Below are 23,611 nucleotides of genomic sequence, written 5' to 3' on the forward strand. Positions count from 1 at the left end.
CCCTCTCCCACGGGGAGAGGGAGAAAAAACATAAAACAGGATATCGCCATGCTCGACAAACACACCCATACCCTGATCGCCCATCGCCTGCACCAGGCGGAGCAGTCCCGGGAGCAGATCCGCCAGATCTCGCTGGAATACCCGGAGATCACGATTGAAGACGCCTACGCCGTACAGCGCGAATGGGTGAACCTGAAAATCGCCGAAGGCCGCGTGCTGAAAGGACACAAAATTGGCCTGACCTCCAAAGCGATGCAGGCCAGCTCCCAGATTAGCGAGCCGGACTACGGCGCGCTGCTCGACGACATGTTTTTCCACGACGGCAGCGATATCCCTGCCGACCGCTTTATCGTTCCGCGCATTGAGGTGGAGCTGGCCTTCGTGCTGGCAAAACCGCTGCGCGGCCCGAACTGCACCCTGTTCGACGTGTACAACGCCACGGACTACGTCATCCCGGCGCTGGAGCTGATTGACGCCCGCTGCCATAACGTCGATCCGGACACCCAGCGCCCGCGCAAGGTGTTCGACACCATCTCGGATAACGCCGCCAACGCGGGGGTGATCCTCGGCGGCCGCCCGATTAAGCCCGACGCTCTGGATCTGCGCTGGATCTCCGCCCTGCTCTACCGCAACGGCGTGATTGAAGAGACCGGCGTTGCCGCCGGGGTGCTGAATCACCCGGCTAACGGCGTGGCGTGGCTGGCGAACAAGCTCGCGCCGTACGACGTGCAGCTTGAACCCGGGCAGATCATCCTCGGCGGCTCCTTTACCCGCCCGGTTGCCGCCAGCAAGGGCGACACCTTCCACGTCGACTACGGCAACATGGGCTCCATCAGCTGCCGCTTTGTGTAGGAGAAGGCCATGGAAAACGCATTCAAAGCCGCGCTGAAAGCCGGAACGCCGCAAATCGGCCTGTGGCTCGGGCTGACCAGCAGCTACAGCGCTGAACTGCTGGCGGGCGCCGGATTCCACTGGCTGCTCATCGACGGGGAGCACGCGCCAAACAGCGTGCAAACCGTGCTTACCCAGCTTCAGGCCATCGCCCCCTATGCCAGCCAGCCGGTGGTGCGCCCGTCGTGGAACGATCCGGTGCAGATCAAACAGCTGCTGGACGTCGGGGCGCAAACCCTGCTGGTGCCGATGGTACAAAACGCCAGCGAAGCCCGTCTGGCGGTGAGCGCCACCCGCTACCCGCCTGCGGGCATTCGCGGCGTGGGCAGCGCCCTGGCGAGAGCCTCGCGCTGGAACCGCATTCCGGACTACCTCCAGCGCGCCAATGACGCCATGTGCGTGCTGGTGCAAATAGAAACCCGCGAGGCGCTGAAAAACCTGCCGCAGATCCTGGACGTGGAAGGGGTCGACGGGGTGTTTATCGGCCCGGCGGATCTCAGCGCCGACATGGGCTTCGCCGGTAACCCGCAGCACCCGGAGGTGCAGGCCGCCATTGAGCAGGCTATCGCGCAAATCCGGGCGGCGGGTAAAGCCCCCGGCATCCTGATGGCAAACGAAGCGCTGGCAAAACGCTATCTCGAACTCGGGGCGCTGTTCGTCGCCGTCGGGGTCGACACCACCCTGCTCGCCCGCGGCGCCGAAGCGCTGGCGGCACGCTTTATCGAGAGTCCGGTTACGTCACTTAATAACAATAAATCCGTCTACTAACAGTACGATGTGGAGCACCCTATGACCCTGCAAACACATGATAATAAAGCTGTTGAACATCGCGTTATAAACAAGCTGTTTCGTCGTTTGATCGTGTTTCTCTTTGTCCTGTTCGTCTTTTCGTTTCTCGACAGGATCAACATCGGCTTTGCCGGGCTGACGATGGGCAAAGATCTGGGGCTGACCTCCACCATGTTTGGCCTGGCCGCGACGCTGTTTTACGTCACCTACGTGCTGTGCGGGATCCCGAGCAACATCATGCTGGCGAAGGTCGGCGCACGCCGCTGGATCGCCGGGATCATGGTGGTGTGGGGCATCGCCTCTACCTGCACCATGTTCGCCACCAGCCCGGAAACGCTCTACGTGCTGCGCATGCTGGTGGGCATTGCCGAGGCCGGCTTCCTGCCGGGGATCCTGGTGTATCTGACGTGGTGGTTCCCGGCGTACCACCGCGCCCGCGCCAACGCGCTGTTTATGATTGCCATGCCGGTGACCATGATGCTGGGCTCGATCCTCTCCGGCTACATTCTGGCGATGGACGGGCTGTGGAACCTGAAGGGCTGGCAGTGGCTGTTCCTGCTGGAGGGGCTGCCGTCGGTGGTGCTCGGGGTGGTGACCTGGTTCTTCCTCAACGACACGCCGGATCAGGCCACCTGGCTGGATGACGACGAAAAGCAGGCGCTGAAAACGATGATTGCCCGGGAGCAGGAGCTGGCCGTGGCGCAGCCTTCCTCGGCGCGCTCGACCCTGCGCGAAGTGCTGACCCCGGCGGTACTGCTCTACACGCTGGCCTACTTCTGCCTGACCAATACGCTCAGCGCGATCAACATCTGGACGCCGCAGATCCTGCAAAGCTTCAACACGGGAAGCAGCAATATCGTCATCGGCCTGCTGGCAGCGATCCCGCAGTTTTGCACTATCCTCGGGATGATCTGGTGGAGCCGCCGCTCGGACAGGCTGAAAGAGCGAAAAAAGCACACCATCCTGCCGTACCTGTTCGCGGCGGCGGGATGGATGCTGGCCTCGGCCACCGATCACAGCCTGATCCAGCTTTTTGGCATCATCATGGCCTCAACCGGATCCTTTACCGCTATGGCGATATTCTGGACTACGCCGGATCGGGTTATCAGCCTGCGATCCCGCGCAGTGGCGCTGGCGGTGATCAACGCCATTGGTAACGTCGGATCGGCCGTGAGCCCGCTGCTGATCGGGATTCTGCGCGACGCCACCGGGAGCTTCAGTTCGGGGCTGTGGTTCGTGGCCGGGCTGCTGGTGGTGGGCGCGCTGGTGCTGACGCGCATCCCGATGACCCAGCGTGAGAGCCTTGAGCGCGAGCCGGGCATGGCGGCGCAGAAGAGTCATTAAGGAGCGGCTATGTGCCAAAGCCCGATCGCCAATATCGATATCAGCAAAGAGTACGACGAGAGTCTGGGCACCGACGACGTGCACTATCAGTCGTTTGCGCGCATGGCGGCCTTTTTTGGCCGCGACATGCAGGCGCACCGCCACGACCAGTTCTTTCAGATGCACTTTCTCGATACCGGGCAGATTGAGCTGCAGCTCGACGATCACCGCTACTCGGTGCAGGCCCCGCTGTTCGTCCTCACGCCGCCGTCGGTGCCGCACGCGTTTATCACCGAATCCGACAGCGACGGGCACGTGCTGACGGTGCGCGAGGATCTGATCTGGCCGCTGCTGGAGGTGCTCTACCCCGGCACGCGGGAAGCCTTCGGCCTGCCGGGAATGTGCCTGTCGCTGGCGGATAAACCCGACGAGCTGGCGGCGCTGAAGCACTACTGGCAGCTGATCGAGCGGGAATCCACCGCGCAGCTGCCGGGGCGAGAGCATACGCTGGTCCTGCTGGCGCAGGCGGTGTTTACCCTGCTGCTGCGCAACGCGAAGCTCGACGACCACGCCGCGGGCGGGATGCGCGGCGAGCTGAAGCTGTTCCAGCGCTTTAACCAGACGATCGACGCCCACTTCCACCAGCACTGGACGGTGCCGGACTACGCCTGCGCGCTGCACATCACCGAATCCCGCCTGACGGATATCTGCCGCCGCTTCGCCAACCGCCCGCCGAAGCGGCTGATCTTCGACCGTCAGCTGCGTGAAGCCAAGCGCCTGCTGCTGTTTTCCGACAGTGCGGTGAATGAGATCGCCTGGCAGCTGGGATTTAAGGACCCGGCCTATTTTGCACGATTTTTTAATCGCTTAGTGGGGTGCTCGCCGAGCGCGTATCGGGCGCAGAAAGTACCGGTGTCGTGATTCCCCCCTCACCCTAACCCTCTCCCCAAAGGGGAGAGGGAACGATTACCCCCTCGCCCCTTTGGGGAGAGGGGACACCGATCACAATTCCAATACCCGCCCGAAAAGTACCCGCCGTTGTCCCAATCGTCCCTTCACGTTCCGCCCCTCTCAGGCTTCAATTGAACAACAAAAACAAAACATAAATTTAACAAACCAACTTCCGATACGAGGTCCCTATGAAGCCTGAAGATTTCCGCACCGATGCGAAACGTCCGTTAACCGGCGAAGAGTATTTAAAAAGCCTGCAGGACGGCCGCGAGATTTATATCTACGGCGAGCGCGTAAAAGACGTCACGACGCACCCGGCATTTCGCAACGCGGCGGCCTCCGTCGCCCAGATGTACGATGCGCTGCACAAGCCGGACATGCAGGACACCCTCTGCTGGGGCACCGACACCGGCAGCGGCGGCTACACCCATAAGTTCTTCCGCGTGGCGAAAAGCGCCGACGATCTGCGCCAGCAGCGCGACGCCATCGCCGAGTGGTCGCGCCTGAGCTACGGCTGGATGGGCCGCACCCCGGACTACAAGGCGGCGTTCGGCTGCGCGCTTGGCGCGAACCCGGCCTTCTACGGCCAGTTCGAGCAGAACGCCCGCAGCTGGTACACGCGCATTCAGGAAACCGGCCTGTACTTTAACCACGCCATCGTGAACCCGCCTATCGATCGCCATAAGCCCGCCGACGAAGTGAAAGACGTCTACATCAAGCTGGAAAAAGAGACCGACGCCGGAATCATCGTCAGCGGCGCGAAGGTGGTTGCCACCAACTCGGCGCTAACCCACTACAACATGATCGGCTTTGGCTCCGCGCAGGTGATGGGCGAAAACCCGGACTTCGCGCTGATGTTCGTCGCGCCGATGGACGCCGAGGGGGTGAAGCTGATCTCCCGCGCCTCCTACGAGATGGTGGCGGGCGCCACCGGATCGCCGTATGACTACCCGCTCTCCAGCCGTTTTGACGAGAACGATGCGATCCTGGTGATGGATAAAGTGCTGATCCCATGGGAAAACGTGCTGATCTACCGCGATTTCGACCGCTGCCGCCGCTGGACGATGGAGGGGGGTTTTGCCCGCATGTATCCGCTGCAGGCCTGCGTGCGCCTGGCGGTGAAGCTCGACTTCATCACCGCCCTGCTGAAAAAGTCGCTGGAATGTACCGGCACGCTGGAGTTCCGCGGGGTGCAGGCCGACCTCGGCGAAGTAGTGGCCTGGCGCAACATGTTCTGGGCGCTGAGCGACTCCATGTGTTCCGAAGCCACCCCGTGGGTCAACGGGGCGTATCTGCCGGATCACGCCGCGCTGCAAACCTACCGCGTGATGGCGCCGATGGCCTACGCCAAGATCAAGAACATCATCGAACGTAACGTCACCTCCGGGCTGATCTATCTGCCGTCCAGCGCGCGGGATCTGAACAACCCGCAGATCGATCGGTATCTGGCGAAATACGTGCGCGGCTCGAACGGCATGGATCACGTCGAGCGCATCAAGATTTTGAAGCTGATGTGGGACGCTATCGGCAGCGAGTTTGGCGGCCGTCACGAGCTGTACGAAATCAACTACTCCGGTAGTCAGGATGAAATTCGCCTGCAGTGCCTGCGCCAGGCGCAGAGCTCGGGCAACATGGACAAGATGATGGCGATGGTTGACCGCTGCATGTCCGAGTACGACCAGCACGGCTGGACCGTACCGCACCTGCACAACAATACCGATATCAACATGCTGGATAAGCTGCTGAAATAACGCAGCGGGAGGTTTCAATGCACACTGATGAACAACGCCTGCGCTTTCGCGATGCCATGGCCAGCCTGTCGGCGGCGGTTAACGTCGTGACCACCGACGGTGACGCGGGCTGCTGCGGCATTACCGCCACCGCGGTCTGTTCGGTGACCGATACCCCGCCATCGCTGATGGTCTGTATTAACGCTAACAGCGCCATGAACCCGGTGTTCCAGGGCAACGGCAGGCTGTGCGTGAACGTGCTGAACCACGAGCAGGAGATCATGGCGCGCCACTTTGCGGGCATGACCGGCATGACGATGGAGGAGCGGTTTAGCCTCGCCTGCTGGCAAAAAGGCCCCCAGGGTCAGCCGGTGCTGAAAGGCGCGCTCGCGAGCCTCGAAGGGGAGATAAGCCAGGTGCAGGCCATCGGGACGCATCTGGTCTATCTGGTTGAAATCAAAAATATCGTTCTCAGCCAGGAGGGACACGGCCTGATTTATTTCAAACGCCGCTTCCACCCGGTGATGATGGAGATGGACGCCGTTATCTGATCCCCACGCGCTGGTCGGCCTCGGCCAGCGCGGTTCCCGCAAAAAACATTAAGGTTTCCGCTAAGGTACGCCGTTAACTATCCATAAGATAAATTTTCCGGGTCTTCACGCTGGCCCGCTTAACGCTGGAAGGTCTTATGGCCCCTTCAATCCGCAGCCGCTCGGCTGAACGTCTGGTTGATATTATTCTTTCCCTGCACCGCGACGGGTGCGTTAACCGCAACGATCTGATGCGAAAATTTGGCATTACCGAACGCACGGTGTACCGGGATTTACAGGCACTCTCGCCGATCGTTGAACACGACGGCGAAGGGCAGTACCGGCTGAACGCCGCCTTCCTGCACTGTCGATGCGGACAGTGCCCGGAAGCGAAGCCCGATCCCGTCGGGATCTAGACTTACCTGAGTGATCTCAATCACATATTTCCGCCCGCTGTCGGCGAGCCTGAACCACTCGCCCCCACCTTTGACCGCTTACCCACCGCTTACAACCACTCACCCATTTACCGTCCTTTACACGCCCGATCCTCTGGCACGATCGCACCAGCACTAATCAATACCCCCTCACAACAAACTCTGACCCATTTTTCTTTACATAAAAAACCAGGTCTAACTATGGATACGAAAAAACTACTGAAGCACGTGCCCTGGGCCATACTCGGGATCCTCGGCGCTTTTTGTCTGGCGGTTGTCGCACTGCGCCGGGGCGAGCACATCAGCGCCCTGTGGATCGTGGTCGCGTCTGTTTCCGTCTACCTTGTGGCTTATCGCTACTACAGCTTGTACATCGCGCAGAAGGTCATGAAGCTCGACCCGACGCGCGCCACGCCTGCGGTCATTAACAATGACGGCCTGAACTACGTGCCAACCAACCGCTACGTGCTGTTTGGCCACCACTTTGCCGCCATCGCAGGCGCTGGCCCGCTGGTGGGCCCGGTGCTTGCCGCGCAGATGGGCTACCTGCCGGGTACCCTGTGGCTGCTGGCGGGCGTGGTGCTGGCGGGTGCGGTGCAGGACTTTATGGTGCTGTTTATCTCCTCGCGCCGTAACGGCTCCTCGCTTGGCGAGATGATCAAAGAAGAGATGGGCCGCGTGCCGGGGACAATTGCCCTGTTCGGCTGCTTCCTGATTATGATCATCATCCTCGCAGTGCTGGCCCTGATCGTGGTGAAAGCGCTGGCGGAAAGTCCGTGGGGCGTGTTTACCGTCTGCTCTACCGTACCGATTGCGCTGTTCATGGGTATCTACATGCGCTTCCTGCGCCCGGGTCGCGTGGGCGAAGTGTCGGTGATTGGTATTGTGCTGCTGGTGGCGTCGATTTACTTCGGCGGCGTGATTGCTCACGACCCGTATTGGGGCCCGGCGCTGACCTTCAAAGACACCACCATTACTTTCGTGCTGATTGGCTACGCGTTTGTCTCTGCCCTGCTGCCGGTATGGCTGATCCTGGCACCGCGTGACTACCTGGCGACCTTCCTGAAAATCGGCGTTATCGTCGGTCTGGCGATTGGTATTGTGATCATCAACCCAGAGCTGAAAATGCCTGCGGTGACGCAGTACGTCGACGGCACGGGTCCGCTGTGGAAAGGCGCGCTGTTCCCGTTCCTGTTTATTACTATTGCCTGTGGCGCTGTCTCTGGCTTCCACGCGCTGATCTCCTCCGGCACCACGCCGAAGCTGATGGCCAACGAAACCGACGCCCGCTTTATCGGTTACGGCGCGATGCTGATGGAGTCCTTCGTGGCGATCATGGCGCTGGTTGCCGCGTCTATCATCGAGCCGGGTCTGTACTTCGCGATGAACACCCCGCCGGCGGGTCTGGGCATTACCATGCCAAACCTGCATGAGATGGGTGGTGACAACGCGGCGCTGATCATGGCGCAGCTGAAAGAGGCCAGCGCACACGCGGCGGCAACCGTCAGCTCCTGGGGCTTCGTGATTTCGCCTGAGCAGATCATGCAGACCGCGAAAGACATCGGTGAGCCGTCCGTGCTGAACCGCGCCGGTGGTGCACCAACGCTTGCGGTCGGTATCGCGCACGTGTTCCACAAAGTGCTGCCGTGGGCCGACATGGGCTTCTGGTATCACTTCGGTATTCTGTTCGAAGCGCTGTTCATCCTGACCGCGCTGGATGCGGGTACCCGTGCTGGCCGCTTTATGCTGCAAGACCTGCTGGGCAACTTCGTACCGTTCCTGAAGAAAACCGACTCTCTGGTGGCGGGCATTCTCGGTACGGCGGGCTGCGTAGGCCTGTGGGGTTATCTGCTTTATCAGGGCGTTGTCGACCCGCTGGGCGGCGTGAAGAGCCTGTGGCCGCTGTTCGGTATCTCTAACCAGATGCTGGCCGCCGTGGCGCTGGTGCTCGGCACCGTGGTGCTGGTGAAGATGAAGCGCACCAAATACATCTGGGTCACCGTGGTGCCTGCGCTGTGGCTGCTGCTGTGCACCACCTGGGCGCTGGGTCTGAAGCTGTTCAGCACCAACCCGCAGCTGGAAGGCTTCTTCTTCATGGCTAACCAGTACAAAGAGAAAATTGCGGCGGGCGGCGGTGACCTGACTGCCCAGCAGATTGCTAACATGAACCATATCGTCGTGAACAACTACACCAACGCAGGCCTGAGTATCCTGTTCCTGGTGGTGGTTTACAGCATCATCTTCTACGGTATCAAAACCTGGATGAAAGTGCGTAACGCCGAAGGTCGTACGGATAAAGAGACCCCGTACGTGCCGGTTCCTGAAGGCGGCGTGAAGACCTCATCACACCACTAAAACAATGGCGGGTGGCGCTGCGCTAACCCGCCCTACAACGGTACTGTAGGCCCGGTCAGCGTAGCGCCACCGGGCTTTTTCTATCTGGAACCCACAATGTTTGGTAACTTAGGCGAAGCAAAAAAATACCTCGGTCAGGCGGCGAAAATGCTGATTGGCATTCCGGACTATGACAACTACGTTGAGCATATGAAGACCAACCATCCGGATAAGCCCTACGTGACCTACACCGAATTTTTCCGCGAGCGCCAGGAAGCGCGCTACGGCGGAAGTGGAGAAGGCGGCGTCCGCTGCTGCTAAAGGAGAAACCATGACCCCGATTGCTGTTACCCTGCTGACCGGTTTTCTTGGCGCCGGTAAAACTACCCTACTGCGCCACATTCTGAACGAGCAGCACGGCTTCAAAATCGCCGTCATCGAAAACGAGTTCGGCGAAGTCTCGGTAGACGACCAGCTGATTGGCGATCGCGCCACGCAGATCAAAACATTGACCAACGGCTGCATCTGCTGCACCCGCTCAAACGAATTAGAAGACGCCCTGCTCGACCTGCTTGACAGCCGCGATCGCGGGGAGATCGACTTCGACCGCCTGGTGATTGAGTGCACCGGCATGGCCGACCCCGGCCCGATTATTCAGACCTTTTTCTCCCACGATATCCTCTGCCAGCGCTACCTGCTGGACGGCGTGATTGCCCTCGTCGACGCGGTTCACGCTGACGAGCAGATGAACCAGTTCACTATCGCCCAGTCCCAGGTGGGTTACGCCGACCGCATTTTGCTGACCAAAACCGACGTGGCGGGCGAAAGCGTCAAGCTGCGCGAGCGCCTGACCCGCATCAACGCCCGCGCGCCGATTTATACCGTGACCCACGGCGATATCGACCTGTATCAGCTGTTCAACACCAACGGCTTTATGCTGGAAGAGAACGTCACCGCGAAACCGCGCTTCCACTTCATCGCCGACAAGCAAAACGATGTCTCCTCGATTGTGGTGGAGCTGGATTACCCGGTGGATATCAGCGACGTTTCCCGCGTCATGGAAAACCTGCTGCTATCGTTTGCCGATAAGCTGCTGCGCTACAAAGGGATGCTGTGGATCGACGGCGAGCCAAACCGCCTGCTGTTCCAGGGCGTACAGCGCCTCTACAGCGCCGACTGGGACAGACCCTGGGGCGACGAACCGCCGCGTAGCGTGATGGTGTTTATTGGTTTAGCGCTGCCGGAAGAGGACATTCGGGCGGCGTTTGCGGGGCTGAAGAAGTAACCAGACGTACGAGCATTGAGCCTACGCTAAAGTGTAGGCTCAATGTAATTATCTCAACCAATTAGGAATACTATTCGTAGGTAAGGACTCAATGACATAATAGTCCCCACCGTCGGGCCTTTTCTTACATGTAAACTCTTCAAACCCCCACATACCATTTCTGAAAGAATAAAAAACAGTATATTTTTCGGTGTTAAATCCGAAATATTTTTCCCAAGGATTACTGATAATCAATTGTCCGCATTTTGCTTTGCTATTCCATTCACTATTAATAGCCGAATTCAAGACATAGTAAGCCACACCACCAAGCATAGAGGGGATAAGAACGAATAAAAATATTGACGTAATTAAAACTCCAAAAAGAGTAAAAATTCTGTATCCTTTGGCTTTATCGCTGAATGCTAAGAATAGAACGTAACAAAAAGGCTGGGATAACATTAAAAATAAAATAAGAAAAGCCGAAACTTTCCAACAATACTCAAGCCACGGTGAAACTGCGATGTTAAGGTTACTAATCTCTAGAAACAGGCTCGACGAGTAACTACTGGTAAACGTATAAATCAGAGGGATAGCCGAGAAAACGATTATTCTTATTCCGATCGCTTTACTGTTTTTTTCTTTCTCGAGATCAAATATTGTTAAAATAGCACTTATAAGAATACTTAAGGCAAATAAAAAAGCAACCCAATAAGTTATTACATTTGGGAGAATATTCACCGAAAAAAGTAATATTATAAATAAACAGCATGATAACAAAACAAAGCTACCAGCTGACTTTGATAAAGTCGTTTCGTTATTTTCATTAATAAAGAAATTAAAATACTCTTCAATTCGCTTACTTTGCGTACAAGCAAAAATCACGAAGATAATAGAAATTACCGCCATAATATAATTACTATCTTCGATTGCTTTTGGTGCAAAGGCAACTCCAAAAATGCAATAAATAGATACTGCTGCATCTAATTTTTTTTCTTTAAAATGTTCCAAAGCACCTCGCCACACTCGTATCACTATCATATTGTCCCTTAACCAATTGAATAAATTAATAAAACTTTATCTACCATTCAAGAATAAACGAGATTATATACAAGAACTTTAATTGTGCGGCTACTTGTTACCTAAAAAAAGGCGTATGAGCAGAAAAAGTGGGTCTTACGCGAACACATGAAATCTTTCATCTGAATGTCATAATGCGCGCTTAAATGTAAATTTACGTTTTTATATATGTCATCTGAAACACTTTCGGAAATTATTAGAAACTCAATTAATTCGCTTCAAATCAATATCCCGGGCCTGTTCAGCGTTCGTTTAGACAAAAAATTAAACCTCGCCTAAACGCGAAAATGTTACGCATTGACGCCGCGACAAACCAACTTCTCAGCAACATCCACTCGCATAACTGTTAACAAAAACAGCATAAAAACGCGACCACAGTCACATTTGCAGTCATAAACATCGCTTGGTAAGGTGCCCTCAGATTAATTTGATGACGAGGAAATACTCATGAAAAAGCTTAACATCCTTATCCTTTCCGCACTAACCGCCGTATCTGGCTCCGCACTGGCAATGGGCGGCAGCATCGAGCAGGGTAAAAACTTTACCAACCTGAACGTAGAGATGGGGAAATCCACTTCCGGTCTGTACACCGAAGGTAACTGGCTCAAAAATACCGATGATGGCACCCAGACCGGCGGCGTTGGCGCAGGCTATAACCTGGAAGTGGGCCCGGTGATGCTGAACGCAGGGGCAAAAGCTATCTACATCGGCCCGAAAAAAGGCGATAACGGCGTCGCGTTCCCAATCGGTGGCGGCGTGAATGTGGCTCTGACCGACAGCATTCACGTCTTCGGCGAAGGCTATGTGGCACCGGACGGCCTGAACAACAGCGTGAAAAACTACGTTGAAGCCAACGGCGGCGTAAGCTGGACGCCAATCAAGCCTGTCACGCTGAAAGTGGGTTACCGCCACGTGAGCGTTGACGGCAAAGACGGTCGTCCTAACCACACCCTGATTGACGGCGCCTACGTTGGCGGCGGCGTGAGCTTCTAAGGCTCCCTCAGAATAAAAAAAACCTGCCGTCAGGCAGGTTTTTTTATGGGCGCCGTTACTTCCGCACCACCACCAGCTTCTGGTTCACAAACTCTTTGATCCCCAGATCCGACAGCTCGCGGCCGTAGCCGGAGCGCTTCACCCCGCCAAACGGCAGTTCTGCGGCGGTATCGGTGAGCCAGTTGATGTACACCATCCCGGTCTCAATGCGCGACGCCATTTTCTTCGCCCGCTCGATGTCCTGGCTGAACACCGCGCCGCCCAGCCCGTAGTGGGAATCGTTCGCCAGCGCGACCGCTTCGTCGTCGTTCTTCACCACGTAAATCTGCGCCACCGGGCCGAAGAACTCTTCGAAGTACGCCGGGTTCTCGCGGGAGATATGGGTCAGGATCGTCGGCTCGAAGAAGCTGCCGTCACGCTGCACCGGTTTACCGCCGTAGTGCAGCTTCGCCCCGTTTTTCACCGCTTCATCAACCTGCTTAGCCAGGGTTTCAAGCGCATCTTTGGAGGAGAGCGGCCCCAGGGTCGTGGTTTCGTCCAGCGGATCGCCAATCTTCACCTGCTTAAAGGCCTCGGTGAATTTGCTGAGGAACGCGTCGGCAATTTTCTCGTGCAGGATGAAGCGCTTGGCCGCGGTACAGACCTGCCCGGCGTTTGCGAGGCGCGCGTTGACGCCGATCTTCACCGCTTTTTCGAGGTCAGCATCGTCCAGCACCACGAACACATCGTTTCCGCCCAGCTCCAGGGTCGATTTCTTGATGTGCTTCGCTGCCTGCGCCGCCACCACGCTGCCCGCTTTTTCAGAGCCGGTCAGCGCCGCGCCCTGCACGCGATCGTCGGCAATGATGTTCGAGACCTGATCGGAAGAGATAAACAGGTTCGTCCAGGCCCCTTCCGGCGCGCCCGCTTCGCGCACCAGATGGGCGAAAGTCTCTGCGCAGTGCGGAACGATGCTGGCGTGTTTGGCAATCACCGGGTTACCGGCCGCCAGGTTTGGTGCCAGCACGCGCATCAGCTGGTAGTAGGGGAAGTTCCACGGCTCGACGGCCATCAGCACGCCGATCGGGTGATGTTCCACCCAGGCGTCGCCGAGCCCGGAGTCGTATTTCACGGGAGCCAGGAATTCCTTCGCGTTGTCCGCGTAGTAGCGGGCAATCTTCGCGCAGAGCTTCACTTCACCGCGGCTTTGTTCGATGAGCTTACCCATCTCCTGGCTGGCGATTTTAGCCAGATCCTCCACGCGCTCGTCGATCAGATCGGCAAGCTTATGCAGCACGGGCAAACGCTGCTCGATGTCGCCTTTCGCCCAGTCGGAGTGGTAAAGCGCATCGGCCGCTTTTAGCGCCGCTTCGACATCCGCATCGGTGTGGGAGGGATATTCTTTGATGAGCTGGTTGGTGGCAGGATTTACTGTCTGGTAAGCCATATCGAATCTCCATTAATTACCGCTTAGGGTATTAAGGGTAGTCAATACGACTGGGCGTGAAGGTAAAGTTGGGTATATCCGGAGGTTTCCGATCCGCTTAACGTCCCCCGCGGATGCACGCCGGGGGGACGGCAGCCCTTACCGCGTCACCCGCAGCACTTCCTCGGACTCCTTATGGGCATTAACCTCCTGCGCCGTCAGCCACAGCGGTTTTTTGCCGAAGGTTTCATACAGTTCCCGCTGATCGTCATAGTGCTTATCGGCCTTACCGTCCGGAGCGATAAACCCGCTCTGGCCCGGCGCGACCACGTCCCAGGCGACAACCGGGCTGTCACCCGACGACGGCGAGAAGACAATCATGTCGTTCTCCGTTCCACGGTTTTGATACTCCGCCTGATGCCGCGCCTCTTCCGGAGCCGCCTGCGGCACGCCGAAGAAGTTATTGGCCCGGAAGGTGAGCGCCATCGCCGGGGTTTTCCACTGCGCCATATCCTTGCCGTAGCGCGTGGACAACGTCTTCCAGGTCTCGTCAAGCGCCGCCAGCACCACCTCTTGCGCGGGCTTGCCGCCGAAGAGATCCACCGCCTGCGGGATCGGAGAGTTATCCCCCTGCAGCGCTTCATAGAGGATTTTCGCCCCCACGCTGATGTTCAGCGATCCGGTCGGCCCGTCCTGCGTGGTTTCGTACCCGCTGGCGCTGTACCACGCGCTGAACGGCTCCGGCACGGCGGCCACCACGGTGCGTTTTAACATGCTGGTGAGCCAGGCATTCAGGATCGCCGAGCCCGGCTGTTGCCAGGTTTTACCGTCTTCGTTCAGCAGGTTAGTTCCGTTCCAGCCCGCCAGCGTCGCCACCAGCAGACGGCGCGGATCGTCCTGCGGTAAGCTCGCCGTCGCCTGCTGCAGCGCGGGCAAGAACAGCCTCAGGTTAAGATCCTGACGGCTGGTTTTGCGGATGATGTCCCACGCCCGATCCGGGGTAAAGCGCGGCTGCTCGTCGAGCAGGGTAGATATCTCGGTGACGCGATCCGCTCCGCCCCACAGGAACGCAAACAGATCCGAAGCGGGATACCCCTGCTGCGGCGAGTTGTTCCAGTTCGCGATATAGCCCGACTGCGGGTTATACACCTTTGGGTTCATGGCGAAGGGAAGCAGCCCTTTCCAGTCCCACTCTCCGGTGCCGGGAACGGGCAGCCGCGGATCGTGGCCCGGTCGGCGATCCGGATACGCCCCGGTGTGGACGTAGCCGATATTGCCGTTGAGATCCGCGTAGTACCAGTTAATCGTGAGCGCCTGCTTCGCCGCCTCCTGCGTCCACTCGCTCCAGCTTTTGGCCTTCATCTGGTGCGTCCACGCCAGCAGCGACGCCACCTCTTTGCCGTCCCACGCGCGCGATTTCGCATACGCCGTGTGGGTTGCAGGATCGGTTTTGATCACGTTGCCGTGCACGGTGCGCCAGACGGTGAAGGTTTCCGGCTCGCCGTCCTTCACCGCAATCTTCTCTTCGCGGCTCAGCATTTTCACCCACTCGCCGTTATGCTGGTAATACCCCGGCTTTTGCGCCGAGAGCTTTTCAGCAAAGATGTCGACATCGTCGCCGAAGCCTGCGGTCGATCCCCATGAAATTGCGCCGTTGTGGCCGAAGACCAGCCCCGGATAGGCAAACGGCGTATTGCCGGTGACGTGATACCCCGCCCCGTGCAGGCCAATGCCGTAGGTGTAGGCCGGGGCATACCAGCCAAACTGCGGGCCGTTGACCATAATCGCCTTCGCGTCCTGGGCTTTGCTTTTGCCGATCACCCACATGTTGCTGGTCGTCGGGTATCCCGCCGGGCCGTTGGCGCCGCTCTGGGCAAACTGTGCGGCGATGACGTCGCGGTTCTGCCCGGCGCCGAGCGCCAGAAGCGCACCGTCGGCGCCCCTGGCCGGCCTGTCGAGCATCGGCGCGGGCAGGTCGTAGCGGGGCAGCAGGGCCGCCGTTTGTGCCTTTTTCAGATCAAACGTGAGCGGGTAGCGGCTCTCCTGCGGCGCGATGGTGGTCGGCGCGGAGGGGTTAACCAGCCACTTCAGCTGGTTAAACACCGCCATGCCCTGCCGGGCGCCGTATTTGTCTTTCAGCGCGGTCAGCAGCGCCAGGTTGTCGATTTCGCTGGTGCTGTCGGAGAAGCGGTTTGCCATCGTGCCGACAAAAACCATCGCCACGTCAAAGGGCTCCCAGCGCGTCGGCGCAAATCCGAAGGTCGTAAACTGTTTGGGCAACAGGGTGTCCGGGCTGGCGTTGACCTTATCGATCCACGCGTTCATGCCGTCGGCGTAGCCCTGCAAAATAGCCTTATCCTCTTCCGGCAGCGCCGCGATCTGCGCCCGAATCGAGTCCGGCCAGTAGTTCTGGCGGATATCCTTATCAAACTTAACGAAGGTTTTCCCCAGCACTTCAGACACCGTTCCCTGGGTGCTGCGCCGCGCCATCTCCATCTGGAACAGCCTGTCCTGCGCCACGACGTAGCCGTAGCCGTAAAACAGGCGATAGGTATCGTCAGCGTAGATATGCGGCATGCCGTATTTATCACGAACAATCTTGATCTCCGTCGGCGCGTTTTCCGCCAGCGCCGACAGGCTCCAGGTACACATCAGGGAAGCAGCAACACAGTTCACGATCATACGATTTCTGTTTTTCATTGTATCCTCTTGCAGGTGTATGATTAGCGAGTTGATACTAGCAACCGCGCGGTCGTTATCTATCCACCTGGAATGATTTCAGTATGAACTGTGAGTCTGATAGCTAATTATTGATACAATTAATACTTAAATGTGATCTGAAACGAATCACTTCTAAACACACCTTCCTCTGACGCGCGCTTCCGCTGTGATATAACAGGTAAAAACCCCCTCAGGACAGAGCGATGACTACTCCGCGCGATATCGATCAGACCTTTACCCGCCGTCCCGGCGTTGAGCTGCGCAGCACCTGGCAGAGCACCCAGGCCTATAAGCGTCACAGCCACGCGCAGCTATCCGTGGGGGCAATCGTGGAGGGGAACACGCGCTGCACGTGCCGCGAGGAGGAATACCTTCTGGCTCCGGGGGACATCATCGTTATCCCGGCGCACGTCCCGCACAGCTGTAATCCGGTCGCGGGAGCGCCGCGCAGCTATCACATGCTCTACATCGACGCCGATCTCCCCGTCGCGCCGCAGGTGATTCGCGATGAAAACCTGTTTAGCCTTTACCTTGAGGTGGTGAAGAACATGTCGACAGCCTCCCTGAACGCGCTGCTCGCAGCCCTTCCCCGACGCATAAACGAGGAAAAAGCACTGCGATCCACCAGCCAGCACTTACAGCAGGTTTTTTCCTCCGAGCTAGCCAATCCGCCCTCGCTGGACGCGCTGGCGCAGGCCTTTTCCCTGCGCAAAGAGACGCTGATTCGCACCTTCCGGCAGGACACCGGCCTGACGCCGGGCAGCTTTCTGAACATCTCGCGGGTGGAATACGCCAAGGCGCGGCTGCGCGCCGGGGACGACATCGCGGACGTGGGCTACCAGAGCGGGTTTGCCGATCAGAGCCATTTCCACAAAACCTTCGTCAGCTATACGGCGGCCACGCCGCGCCAGTACGCGACGGGGCGATCAATATCTGACAATAAATAGGTTTCTCCGCGCAGTAGTCTGGCCTCGGTATTCGCTTCTGAGGTCGCTATGGAACTCTTATTTCCCTCCGCTTTTCTTGCCCTGGCGCTGGCGCACTTCGTCGCCCTGTTAAGCCCCGGCCCGGATTTCTTCCTGCTGGTAGGCTACGCCGCCCGCTATCGCCTGCGCGGCAGCGCCGGGCTGTGTCTGGGGATCGCGGCGGGCAATGGTCTGTATATTTTGCTGGTGATTATCGGCTGGAACGCGCTGCGCCAGTTTACGGGGCTGTTCACCCTTATCGAGCTGTGCGGCGCGCTGTACCTGCTCTGGATAGGTTCGCACCTTGTGCGCAGCCGCCCGCAGGCGCTGGCGCTTCACGAAACCCGGCAGCAGCGCCCCTCGTGGCCTAAGCAGATCCTGCTCGGCCTCGGCTCCGCGCTGCTCAACCCCAAGAACGCGCTGTTCTACCTGGCGCTGATGACGTCCCTGCTAGGGCCGGACGTGACCCTGCTTCAGCAGTCCGCATGCGGCATCTGGATGGTAACGGTGGTGCTGGCGTGGGATCTCGCCCTGGTGTCGGTTATCGGCCTGCCCGCGGTACAGCAGAGGTTGAGCCGCTCAATATGGCTTATCGAGCGCGGCGCGGGCGGGGTGCTGATGGCGTTTGGCGGGTGGATTTTGTGGCGGTTGGTTGAAACGACGATCTGAGCTAAAGGGACTCACCACTTTGCACTTCCCCCCCATAACCTTCTATCCTTAACCCATGGAAAAACATACCGAACTTAAACGCGCCAAGCTGCTGGCGCTGTCGCTGCTGCTGGTTGCCATGGCGGCGTTTATCACCACCCTCTTCCTGCCGCAGACGCTGTGGGTGCGTGGCGTCAAGGCTATTGCGGAAGCCGCAATGGTCGGCGCGCTGGCGGACTGGTTTGCGGTCGTCGCGCTGTTTCGCCGGGTGCCGATCCCGTTTATCTCGCGCCATACGGCGATTATCCCGCGCAACAAAGACCGGATTGGCGACAACCTTGGCCAGTTCGTCCAGGAGAAGTTTCTGGATACGCAGTCGCTGGTCGCGCTGATCCACCGCTATGAGCCCGCGAAGATGATCGGCGCCTGGTTCAGCCAGCCGGACAACGCCCAGCGCGTGGGTCAGCATCTGATCCAGGTGATGAGCGGTTTTCTGGAGCTGACCGATGACGGGCGCATTCAGCGCCTGCTCAAGCGCGCGGTGCATAAGGCCATCGACAAGGTGGATCTCACCGAAACCAGCGCCGTGATGCTGGAAAGCATGACCAAAAACAGCCGCCATCAGGTGCTGCTGGACGCCATTATCAACCGGTTGATTACGCTGATTCAGCGGGAAAGCTCGCGGGAGTTTATCGCCGCGCAGGTGGTTCACTGGCTGGAGACGGAGCACCCGCGCAAGGCGATGGTGCTGCCGACCGAATGGCTGGGCGACCAGAGCGCGGAGATGATCTCCAACGCGGTCAACACCCTGCTGGACGACATCAGCCACGACCGCACGCACCAGATCCGTCAGGCGTTCGACCGGGCCACGCTCAGGTTTATCGACAACCTGAAAAACGACCCGGAGATGGCGGCCAAAGCCGACAACATCAAGCACTACCTGAAAAACGATGAAGCCTTTAACCGCTATCTTGGCGAGATGTGGGCCGACCTGCGCCAGTGGCTGAAGGCGGACATGCAAAGCGAAGATTCCCGGGTGAAGCAGCGCATCGCCAACGCCGGGCTATGGTTTGGCGAAACGCTGACGGCGGACGCCAGCCTGCAGGCCTCGCTGAACGAGCATCTGGAGCAGGCGGCGCACCGCGTGGCGCCGGACTTCGCCGCCTTCCTGACTCGCCACATCAGCGACACGGTGAAAAGCTGGGACGCGAGGGATATGTCGCGCCAGATCGAGCTGAACATCGGCAAAGATCTGCAGTTTATCCGCGTCAACGGCACCCTTGTGGGGGGCACCATTGGCCTGATCCTGTTTTTGCTCTCGCAACTGCCCGAGGTGCTGGCGCGTTAATCCTGCTGAGGGGGCGCGATGATGTAGCGTGTCGCGGCGAAACGGTTGAGTATCAGATGCATAAGGAAGACCATCGTCAGCGTGGCGACCAGCGAGAAGGTCACCGAGCTGATGCGGTACAGGTCGCTGAACACCAGGTCGCTGTCCGGGTGCATGTTCTGCCCGAACATAATGCCGATGGTGGTGATGCTGGCAAACCCGACGCCCGCCCCCACCTTCTCCATCACGTGCAGGCGCGCGCCAAACGCCAGCCCGAGGCCGATCAGCGGCATCATCAGCAGCATGTGGCTACTGTGGTCGTAGAGGATCAGCTGCACCACCAGAATGTACAGACAGCCCAGCACCACGCCAACCACGCGCCAGATGGAGCTCATCACCGCACCGCGATAGTGCATCGGGAACAGGATCAGAATGCCCGCCATCAGCGCCGACAGGGAATCACTCAGGTCGCTTATCTGGAAGATGACAAAAATCATCGTGGCAACGGTGCCGGAGAGCAGCGACTCGTGGCGCACGCGGGCGTCGTCTTTTTCAATCAGCGGCGGCGGCCTGCGGGGTTCGACGTCCGGCAGCAGGTAGTTCATTAGCGCGCTGAGGCACACCGCCATCACGCTCGCTTCGATGTTGGAGAACAGCAGCGTGTGCCAGTTGGTCGTAGGGTAGCTCATAAAGTTGAGCATCACGCTCTGGCACACCACGCCCATCGAGCCAAACAGAAACAGCGGCCCTTTGCTCATAAAGCGAAAACGCATCACGTAGAGCGCAAACACCACCAGCGTCATGATCAGCGGCCATTGCGACAGATAGCCGATAATAATCACCATTTCGACGCAGTTCAGCGACGCGCTGAAGATAAACTGTTTGGCAACGTGGCGGTTAAAGACCGGCACCAGCGACAGCAGCATGATGGGGTAAACCACAAAAAATACGCCGTAGCTGGTGTTGTAAAAGCTCGAAATGCTGAGGGCAATCATCCCGGCAAAGACGATGCGCAGCGTCTGGCGAAAGTCATTCGGCGTATAGACGATATTGCCATGCGGGGTGAAGACCCGCGCCAGCGTGCTAATAGACATAGTGAAGGAGGCTCACCAGATGGATTTGCATTCCGGAGAAGAAGCGCGCGAACGGCCCTTCGCTGTTGTAAAGCTGCACCGTGGCGCGCGCGCCGGTCGGCAGATGCTTCGGCAGAGTTTCATCGAGCGTGACGTGAATGCGCATTCGCTGGGCGTCGCGCACCCAGCGGTTGGAGGTTTCCGGCTGGGAAAGCTCGCCGTTCACCGCCTCCTGCCCCGCCAGAATACCCGCATCGCTGCTCGAGACATGCGCCCGAAATACCTGCCCCGGGAAGGCATCAAACACCACGGCGGCGTCCGTGCCCTGATGGGTATGGCGCAGGCTTTTTTCACGGAAATCCGCGACGATATCGGTCTGGTTATTCACCAGCGCCAGCGCGGCCGAGCCGGAGGAGGCGTAAAAGCCGGGGCTGAGCTGCAGGTTACTCACCGTGCCGTCCGCTTCGGCGTACACCTTCGTCCAGCCGAGGTTGAGCTCGGCCTCATCCAGCGCGTTGCGGTACTTTTGCAGCGTGACGTTGCGGTGCTCGTCCCGCTCGCCGCGCTGAATGCGCAGGTTCTGAAGGCTGGCGTTCAACGAACTGACCGACTGCTCGCTGCTCTGCCAGGTAGTGCGCACTTTATCCAGATCCGACTGCGATACATTTTGCAGGGTGCTGAGCTTTTGATAGCGCTCAAACGTCACCCTGTCGTTACGCGCGGTCAGCACCGCCGTTTTGAGGCTGGCCTGCATCGCCGCGATTTGCGCGTCCAGCTGATCGTTAGTCAGGCGCGCCTGTTGCAGGGCGATTTGCGCCGCTTCGACCTTGTTACGAAACGGCGTGTCGTCCAGTTCGAAGAGCAGGTCGCCCTTCTTCACCTGGCTGTTGTTGTGGACGTGCACTGCCGCCACGTAGCCGGACACGCGCGCCGACACGGGGGTGACCACGCGCATCACGGTGGAGTCCGGCGTCAGCGGGATCCAGATATCCGCGACGATAAAATAGACAAACATCAGCAGGAAAGAGGCAATACTGACCCTTACCCAGCGGGCAAATTTTTGTTCAGGCGTCATGATTATTCAGTCTTATTATCTTCTTCGCGGATTGTCCGCAAATTGCAGGCGATTTGATTCAGGGTGGTGCTAAAAATGTCGAGATGTTCCGGCGGGATATTTTGCGACACCCGCGCCTGAAAGTTTTCGATAACCCGTGTGAGCGTGCCCAGAACCGCCTTTCCCTCGGGCGTGAGGGCCAACAGCCGGATGCGCTTGTCGTAGGGCGATGTGGTGCGCAGCAGATATCCCTGCTTTTCCAGCTGCGTGAGCGTGCGCATCAGCGGCGGCAGTTCGATGCCCTGCACCTCCGCCAGCTCGCTGACCGAGACGTTATCCCCAAGCTGATAAAGCTGCATCATCACCGTCCAGCTCGACTGGGTTAACCCGGTGTCGACGATGGCGTCATCAATCACCGCGCGCCACTGACGCACGATCATCGCCATCCGCATGCCCATCGGCCTGCGGCAAAACAGATCTTCTTCACTCATGGGGAGTCCTCTCATCACACCGAAGCAGGATAATAGTTATCAGGATAACCATCAAGAAACGAGAGGCTAAACAGCAGGAATTGCGAAAAGGAGAAAACGCCCGGACGCGCGGGCGTGATTAGCGGCTGAAGTGCTTAAGAATGGCGGCCTGTCCGGACGGGGTGATCGCGACCTCGCGAAAGCCTTCCACTCTTTTTATCCACGCTTTGCTGTCCAGATAGCGCAGCAGCGCGGCCCCCGCTTCGCCGCCGAGATGGAACCGGCGCTCGCTCCAGTCGAGGCAGGCGCAGCAGGCTTTGCGGCGAGCGTGGGCGCGCAGCGGGATCCCCAGCGCCAGGAACTGCTCCTGCCCGTAAGGGGTCAGCGCCGCGCCGTCGGGCGCAAGCCAGCCTTCGGCCTGCATAAAGTCGTAGATCTGCACCGCGACCCTGCCCGCCAGATGGTCATAGCAGGTGCGCGCCTCGCGCATGGACGGGGGAGCCGTTGTCTCCGGCGGCGCGATCCGGCTCCACGACAGCCCCATCATCTGCTCGATAAGCTCTGCCACCTCGTGCCCGGCCAGGCGGTAATAGCGATGCCTGCCCTGCGAGAGACAGCCGATCAGCTTGCCCTCCACCAACCGGGCGAGATGCCCGCTGGCGGTTGAGGGGGCGACATCCGCCACCGCGCTCAGCTCGGTGGCGGTCCACGCCCGCCCGTCCATTAGCGCGCAGAGCATTTTCACCCGCGAAGGATCGGCCATCGCGGCGGCTATCGCAGCCACGGCCTGCTCCAGCGCGGCGTGGCTATCGGGGGAGGTGCGGGTCTTTAACATGGGCAGCCCAGGGTTCGGTGATTTCGGCAGCCAGCTTATCATCATCGGTCAGAAGAATAAGGTGATTCGCGTGGTCGCTGTACTGGGTAAGAATAGACACGCCCGCAGCGGCCAGCGCCGCGGCAATCTCCCCCAGCTCGCCCGGTCGCTCCTGCTTCAGCCTGCGGATCAGCGGCTGGCGCACCGACTGCACCCTAAACCCGCCCGCAAGCAGCACCTGCCGGGCCTTCTCCCCCTCCTCCACCAGAAAATGCGCCTCCAGGCCAAACACGCCTCCCCCCTCCAGCCCCACGCCATTTTGGCCGAGAAGCTGTCCAAACCGCGCCAGCTCGCCCGGAGCATTATTGAAAATCACGTGAACGTCATACATCGGCGTGCCCCCGCGCTTCAGAAGTGTATTCCCGCACCATCTGCGCCACGCGGATGCGGTAGTAGGCAAAAATCGATTCCCGACCCTCGGCCTGAGCGGCCTGGTGAAACACGTTTTGCTTCCAGCGGCGGACGGCCTCTTCGTCCCGCCACCAGGAGAGGGACAGGATTTTGCCGTCGGTGGTCAGGCTCTGGAACCGTTCTATGTCGATAAAGCCGTCGATATCCGCCAGCAGCGGCTTCAGCTCAGCGGCCAGCTGCAGGTAGCGCGCCTGATGGGCGGGCTCGGCTTTGGCTTCGAAAATGACTGCGATCATGGTGTCTCTCCGTTGTGGTGTGACGCAGAGCATGAAGGCAAAACGGACGCGATGCTTCGGCGGGGAGCGAAGCGTTTTGTCGGCTGGCGGCGGGGTTATCCGGCCTACGGA

23 protein-coding genes are annotated in these 23,611 nt (G+C 58.9%); 14 read left to right on the plus strand and 9 right to left on the minus strand.

Translation table 11 applies throughout. The features are described from left to right. The first annotated feature begins 48 nt into the window (after positions 1–48). The 10 genes from hpaH to yjiA all read left to right on the plus strand — a co-directional run bounded on the left by hpaH (position 49) and on the right by yjiA (position 10,267). Positions 49–852 carry a 2-oxo-hept-4-ene-1,7-dioate hydratase gene (gene hpaH / locus AB6V08_RS14245; RefSeq protein ID WP_368543508.1) on the plus strand — a complete coding sequence of 268 codons (804 nt, stop codon included), beginning with the start codon at positions 49–51 and terminating at the stop codon, positions 850–852. Positions 853–861: 9 nt separating this feature from the next. Beyond that, a complete protein-coding gene (gene hpaI, locus AB6V08_RS14250) occupies positions 862–1,659 on the plus strand; it encodes a 4-hydroxy-2-oxoheptanedioate aldolase (RefSeq protein WP_368543509.1) in 798 nt (265 codons plus the stop codon). Between the two features lie 21 nt (positions 1,660–1,680). Continuing rightward, the gene (gene hpaX / locus AB6V08_RS14255; RefSeq protein ID WP_368543510.1) at positions 1,681–3,024 is read left to right on the plus strand and encodes a 4-hydroxyphenylacetate permease; all 1,344 of its coding nucleotides are present in this window, start codon (positions 1,681–1,683) and stop codon (positions 3,022–3,024) included. A 9-nt stretch (positions 3,025–3,033) separates the two neighbouring features. After that, positions 3,034–3,924 (plus strand): 4-hydroxyphenylacetate catabolism regulatory protein HpaA, encoded by an 891-nt coding sequence (hpaA, locus tag AB6V08_RS14260; RefSeq protein WP_368543511.1) that lies wholly within the window; start codon positions 3,034–3,036, stop codon positions 3,922–3,924. 218 nt (positions 3,925–4,142) lie between these two features. After that, positions 4,143–5,705 carry a 4-hydroxyphenylacetate 3-monooxygenase, oxygenase component gene (hpaB, locus tag AB6V08_RS14265; protein ID WP_368543512.1) on the plus strand — a complete coding sequence of 521 codons (1,563 nt, stop codon included), beginning with the start codon at positions 4,143–4,145 and terminating at the stop codon, positions 5,703–5,705. A 17-nt stretch (positions 5,706–5,722) separates the two neighbouring features. Next, positions 5,723–6,235: a 4-hydroxyphenylacetate 3-monooxygenase reductase subunit gene (locus AB6V08_RS14270; protein ID WP_368543513.1), complete on the plus strand. Its 513-nt coding sequence runs from the start codon at positions 5,723–5,725 to the stop codon at positions 6,233–6,235. Between the two features lie 137 nt (positions 6,236–6,372). Beyond that, positions 6,373–6,630 carry an HTH domain-containing protein gene (locus tag AB6V08_RS14275; RefSeq protein WP_368543515.1) on the plus strand — a complete coding sequence of 86 codons (258 nt, stop codon included), beginning with the start codon at positions 6,373–6,375 and terminating at the stop codon, positions 6,628–6,630. A gap of 219 nt (positions 6,631–6,849) precedes the next feature. Beyond that, entirely contained in the window at positions 6,850–9,003 is a 2,154-nt protein-coding gene (locus tag AB6V08_RS14280; RefSeq protein WP_368543516.1) for a carbon starvation CstA family protein, read from the plus strand. A 96-nt stretch (positions 9,004–9,099) separates the two neighbouring features. Further along, positions 9,100–9,303: a YbdD/YjiX family protein gene (locus AB6V08_RS14285; RefSeq protein ID WP_368543517.1), complete on the plus strand. Its 204-nt coding sequence runs from the start codon at positions 9,100–9,102 to the stop codon at positions 9,301–9,303. 10 nt (positions 9,304–9,313) lie between these two features. Continuing rightward, positions 9,314–10,267, plus strand: a complete 954-nt coding sequence (yjiA, locus tag AB6V08_RS14290) for a GTPase (protein ID WP_368543518.1) — start codon at positions 9,314–9,316, stop codon at positions 10,265–10,267. A 48-nt stretch (positions 10,268–10,315) separates the two neighbouring features. Here yjiA and AB6V08_RS14295 read toward each other — a convergent pair whose 3' ends face one another. Continuing rightward, a complete protein-coding gene (locus AB6V08_RS14295; RefSeq protein WP_368543519.1) occupies positions 10,316–11,284 on the minus strand; it encodes a hypothetical protein in 969 nt (322 codons plus the stop codon). Between the two features lie 486 nt (positions 11,285–11,770). Between AB6V08_RS14295 and AB6V08_RS14300 the strand changes: the two genes are divergently transcribed. Beyond that, positions 11,771–12,316 carry a YfaZ family outer membrane protein gene (locus tag AB6V08_RS14300; RefSeq protein ID WP_368543520.1) on the plus strand — a complete coding sequence of 182 codons (546 nt, stop codon included), beginning with the start codon at positions 11,771–11,773 and terminating at the stop codon, positions 12,314–12,316. Between the two features lie 55 nt (positions 12,317–12,371). Here AB6V08_RS14300 and AB6V08_RS14305 read toward each other — a convergent pair whose 3' ends face one another. Both AB6V08_RS14305 and AB6V08_RS14310 read right to left on the minus strand, forming a co-directional pair. Further along, positions 12,372–13,742 carry an NAD-dependent succinate-semialdehyde dehydrogenase gene (locus tag AB6V08_RS14305; RefSeq protein ID WP_368543521.1) on the minus strand — a complete coding sequence of 457 codons (1,371 nt, stop codon included), beginning with the start codon at positions 13,740–13,742 and terminating at the stop codon, positions 12,372–12,374. A gap of 138 nt (positions 13,743–13,880) precedes the next feature. Next, complete coding sequence (locus tag AB6V08_RS14310) at positions 13,881–16,421, minus strand: penicillin G acylase (RefSeq protein ID WP_368543522.1); 2,541 nt, start codon at positions 16,419–16,421, stop codon at positions 13,881–13,883. Positions 16,422–16,645: 224 nt separating this feature from the next. On the opposite strand from AB6V08_RS14310, the gene AB6V08_RS14315 reads away from it, so the two are divergent. From AB6V08_RS14315 to AB6V08_RS14325, 3 genes are read left to right on the plus strand one after another with little or no spacing between them, the layout of a single operon-like run. Next, positions 16,646–17,389: an AraC family transcriptional regulator gene (locus AB6V08_RS14315; protein WP_368543523.1), complete on the plus strand. Its 744-nt coding sequence runs from the start codon at positions 16,646–16,648 to the stop codon at positions 17,387–17,389. A gap of 48 nt (positions 17,390–17,437) precedes the next feature. Beyond that, entirely contained in the window at positions 17,438–18,076 is a 639-nt protein-coding gene (locus tag AB6V08_RS14320; RefSeq protein WP_368543524.1) for a LysE family translocator, read from the plus strand. Positions 18,077–18,131: 55 nt separating this feature from the next. After that, on the plus strand, positions 18,132–19,403 hold the full coding sequence (locus AB6V08_RS14325) for a DUF445 domain-containing protein (protein ID WP_368543525.1): 1,272 nt from the start codon (positions 18,132–18,134) through the stop codon (positions 19,401–19,403). Here AB6V08_RS14325 and AB6V08_RS14330 read toward each other — a convergent pair. From AB6V08_RS14330 to AB6V08_RS14355, 6 genes are all read right to left on the minus strand, one after another. Further along, the gene (locus AB6V08_RS14330) at positions 19,400–20,476 is read right to left on the minus strand and encodes a DUF2955 domain-containing protein (RefSeq protein WP_368543526.1); all 1,077 of its coding nucleotides are present in this window, start codon (positions 20,474–20,476) and stop codon (positions 19,400–19,402) included. The genes AB6V08_RS14325 and AB6V08_RS14330 overlap by 4 nt on opposite strands. Next, the gene (locus tag AB6V08_RS14335) at positions 20,466–21,533 is read right to left on the minus strand and encodes an HlyD family secretion protein (RefSeq protein WP_368543617.1); all 1,068 of its coding nucleotides are present in this window, start codon (positions 21,531–21,533) and stop codon (positions 20,466–20,468) included. The genes AB6V08_RS14330 and AB6V08_RS14335 overlap by 11 nt, the downstream gene beginning before the upstream one ends. After that, positions 21,533–22,000, minus strand: coding sequence for a MarR family winged helix-turn-helix transcriptional regulator (locus AB6V08_RS14340; protein ID WP_368543527.1), 468 nt, complete (start codon positions 21,998–22,000; stop codon positions 21,533–21,535). The genes AB6V08_RS14335 and AB6V08_RS14340 overlap by 1 nt, the downstream gene beginning before the upstream one ends. A 118-nt stretch (positions 22,001–22,118) precedes the next feature. Then, positions 22,119–22,814, minus strand: a complete 696-nt coding sequence (locus AB6V08_RS14345) for an ArsR/SmtB family transcription factor (RefSeq protein ID WP_368543528.1) — start codon at positions 22,812–22,814, stop codon at positions 22,119–22,121. After that, a complete protein-coding gene (locus AB6V08_RS14350) occupies positions 22,786–23,184 on the minus strand; it encodes an amino acid-binding protein (RefSeq protein ID WP_368543529.1) in 399 nt (132 codons plus the stop codon). Before AB6V08_RS14350 ends, AB6V08_RS14345 begins: the two co-directional genes overlap by 29 nt. Further along, entirely contained in the window at positions 23,177–23,500 is a 324-nt protein-coding gene (locus tag AB6V08_RS14355; protein ID WP_368543530.1) for an antibiotic biosynthesis monooxygenase, read from the minus strand. The genes AB6V08_RS14350 and AB6V08_RS14355 overlap by 8 nt, the downstream gene beginning before the upstream one ends. Between the last annotated feature and the right edge of the window lie 111 nt (positions 23,501–23,611).

This window comes from Enterobacter soli, from assembly GCF_964208575.1.
In the GTDB taxonomy this organism is placed as follows: Bacteria; Pseudomonadota; Gammaproteobacteria; order Enterobacterales; family Enterobacteriaceae; genus Enterobacter; species Enterobacter soli_A.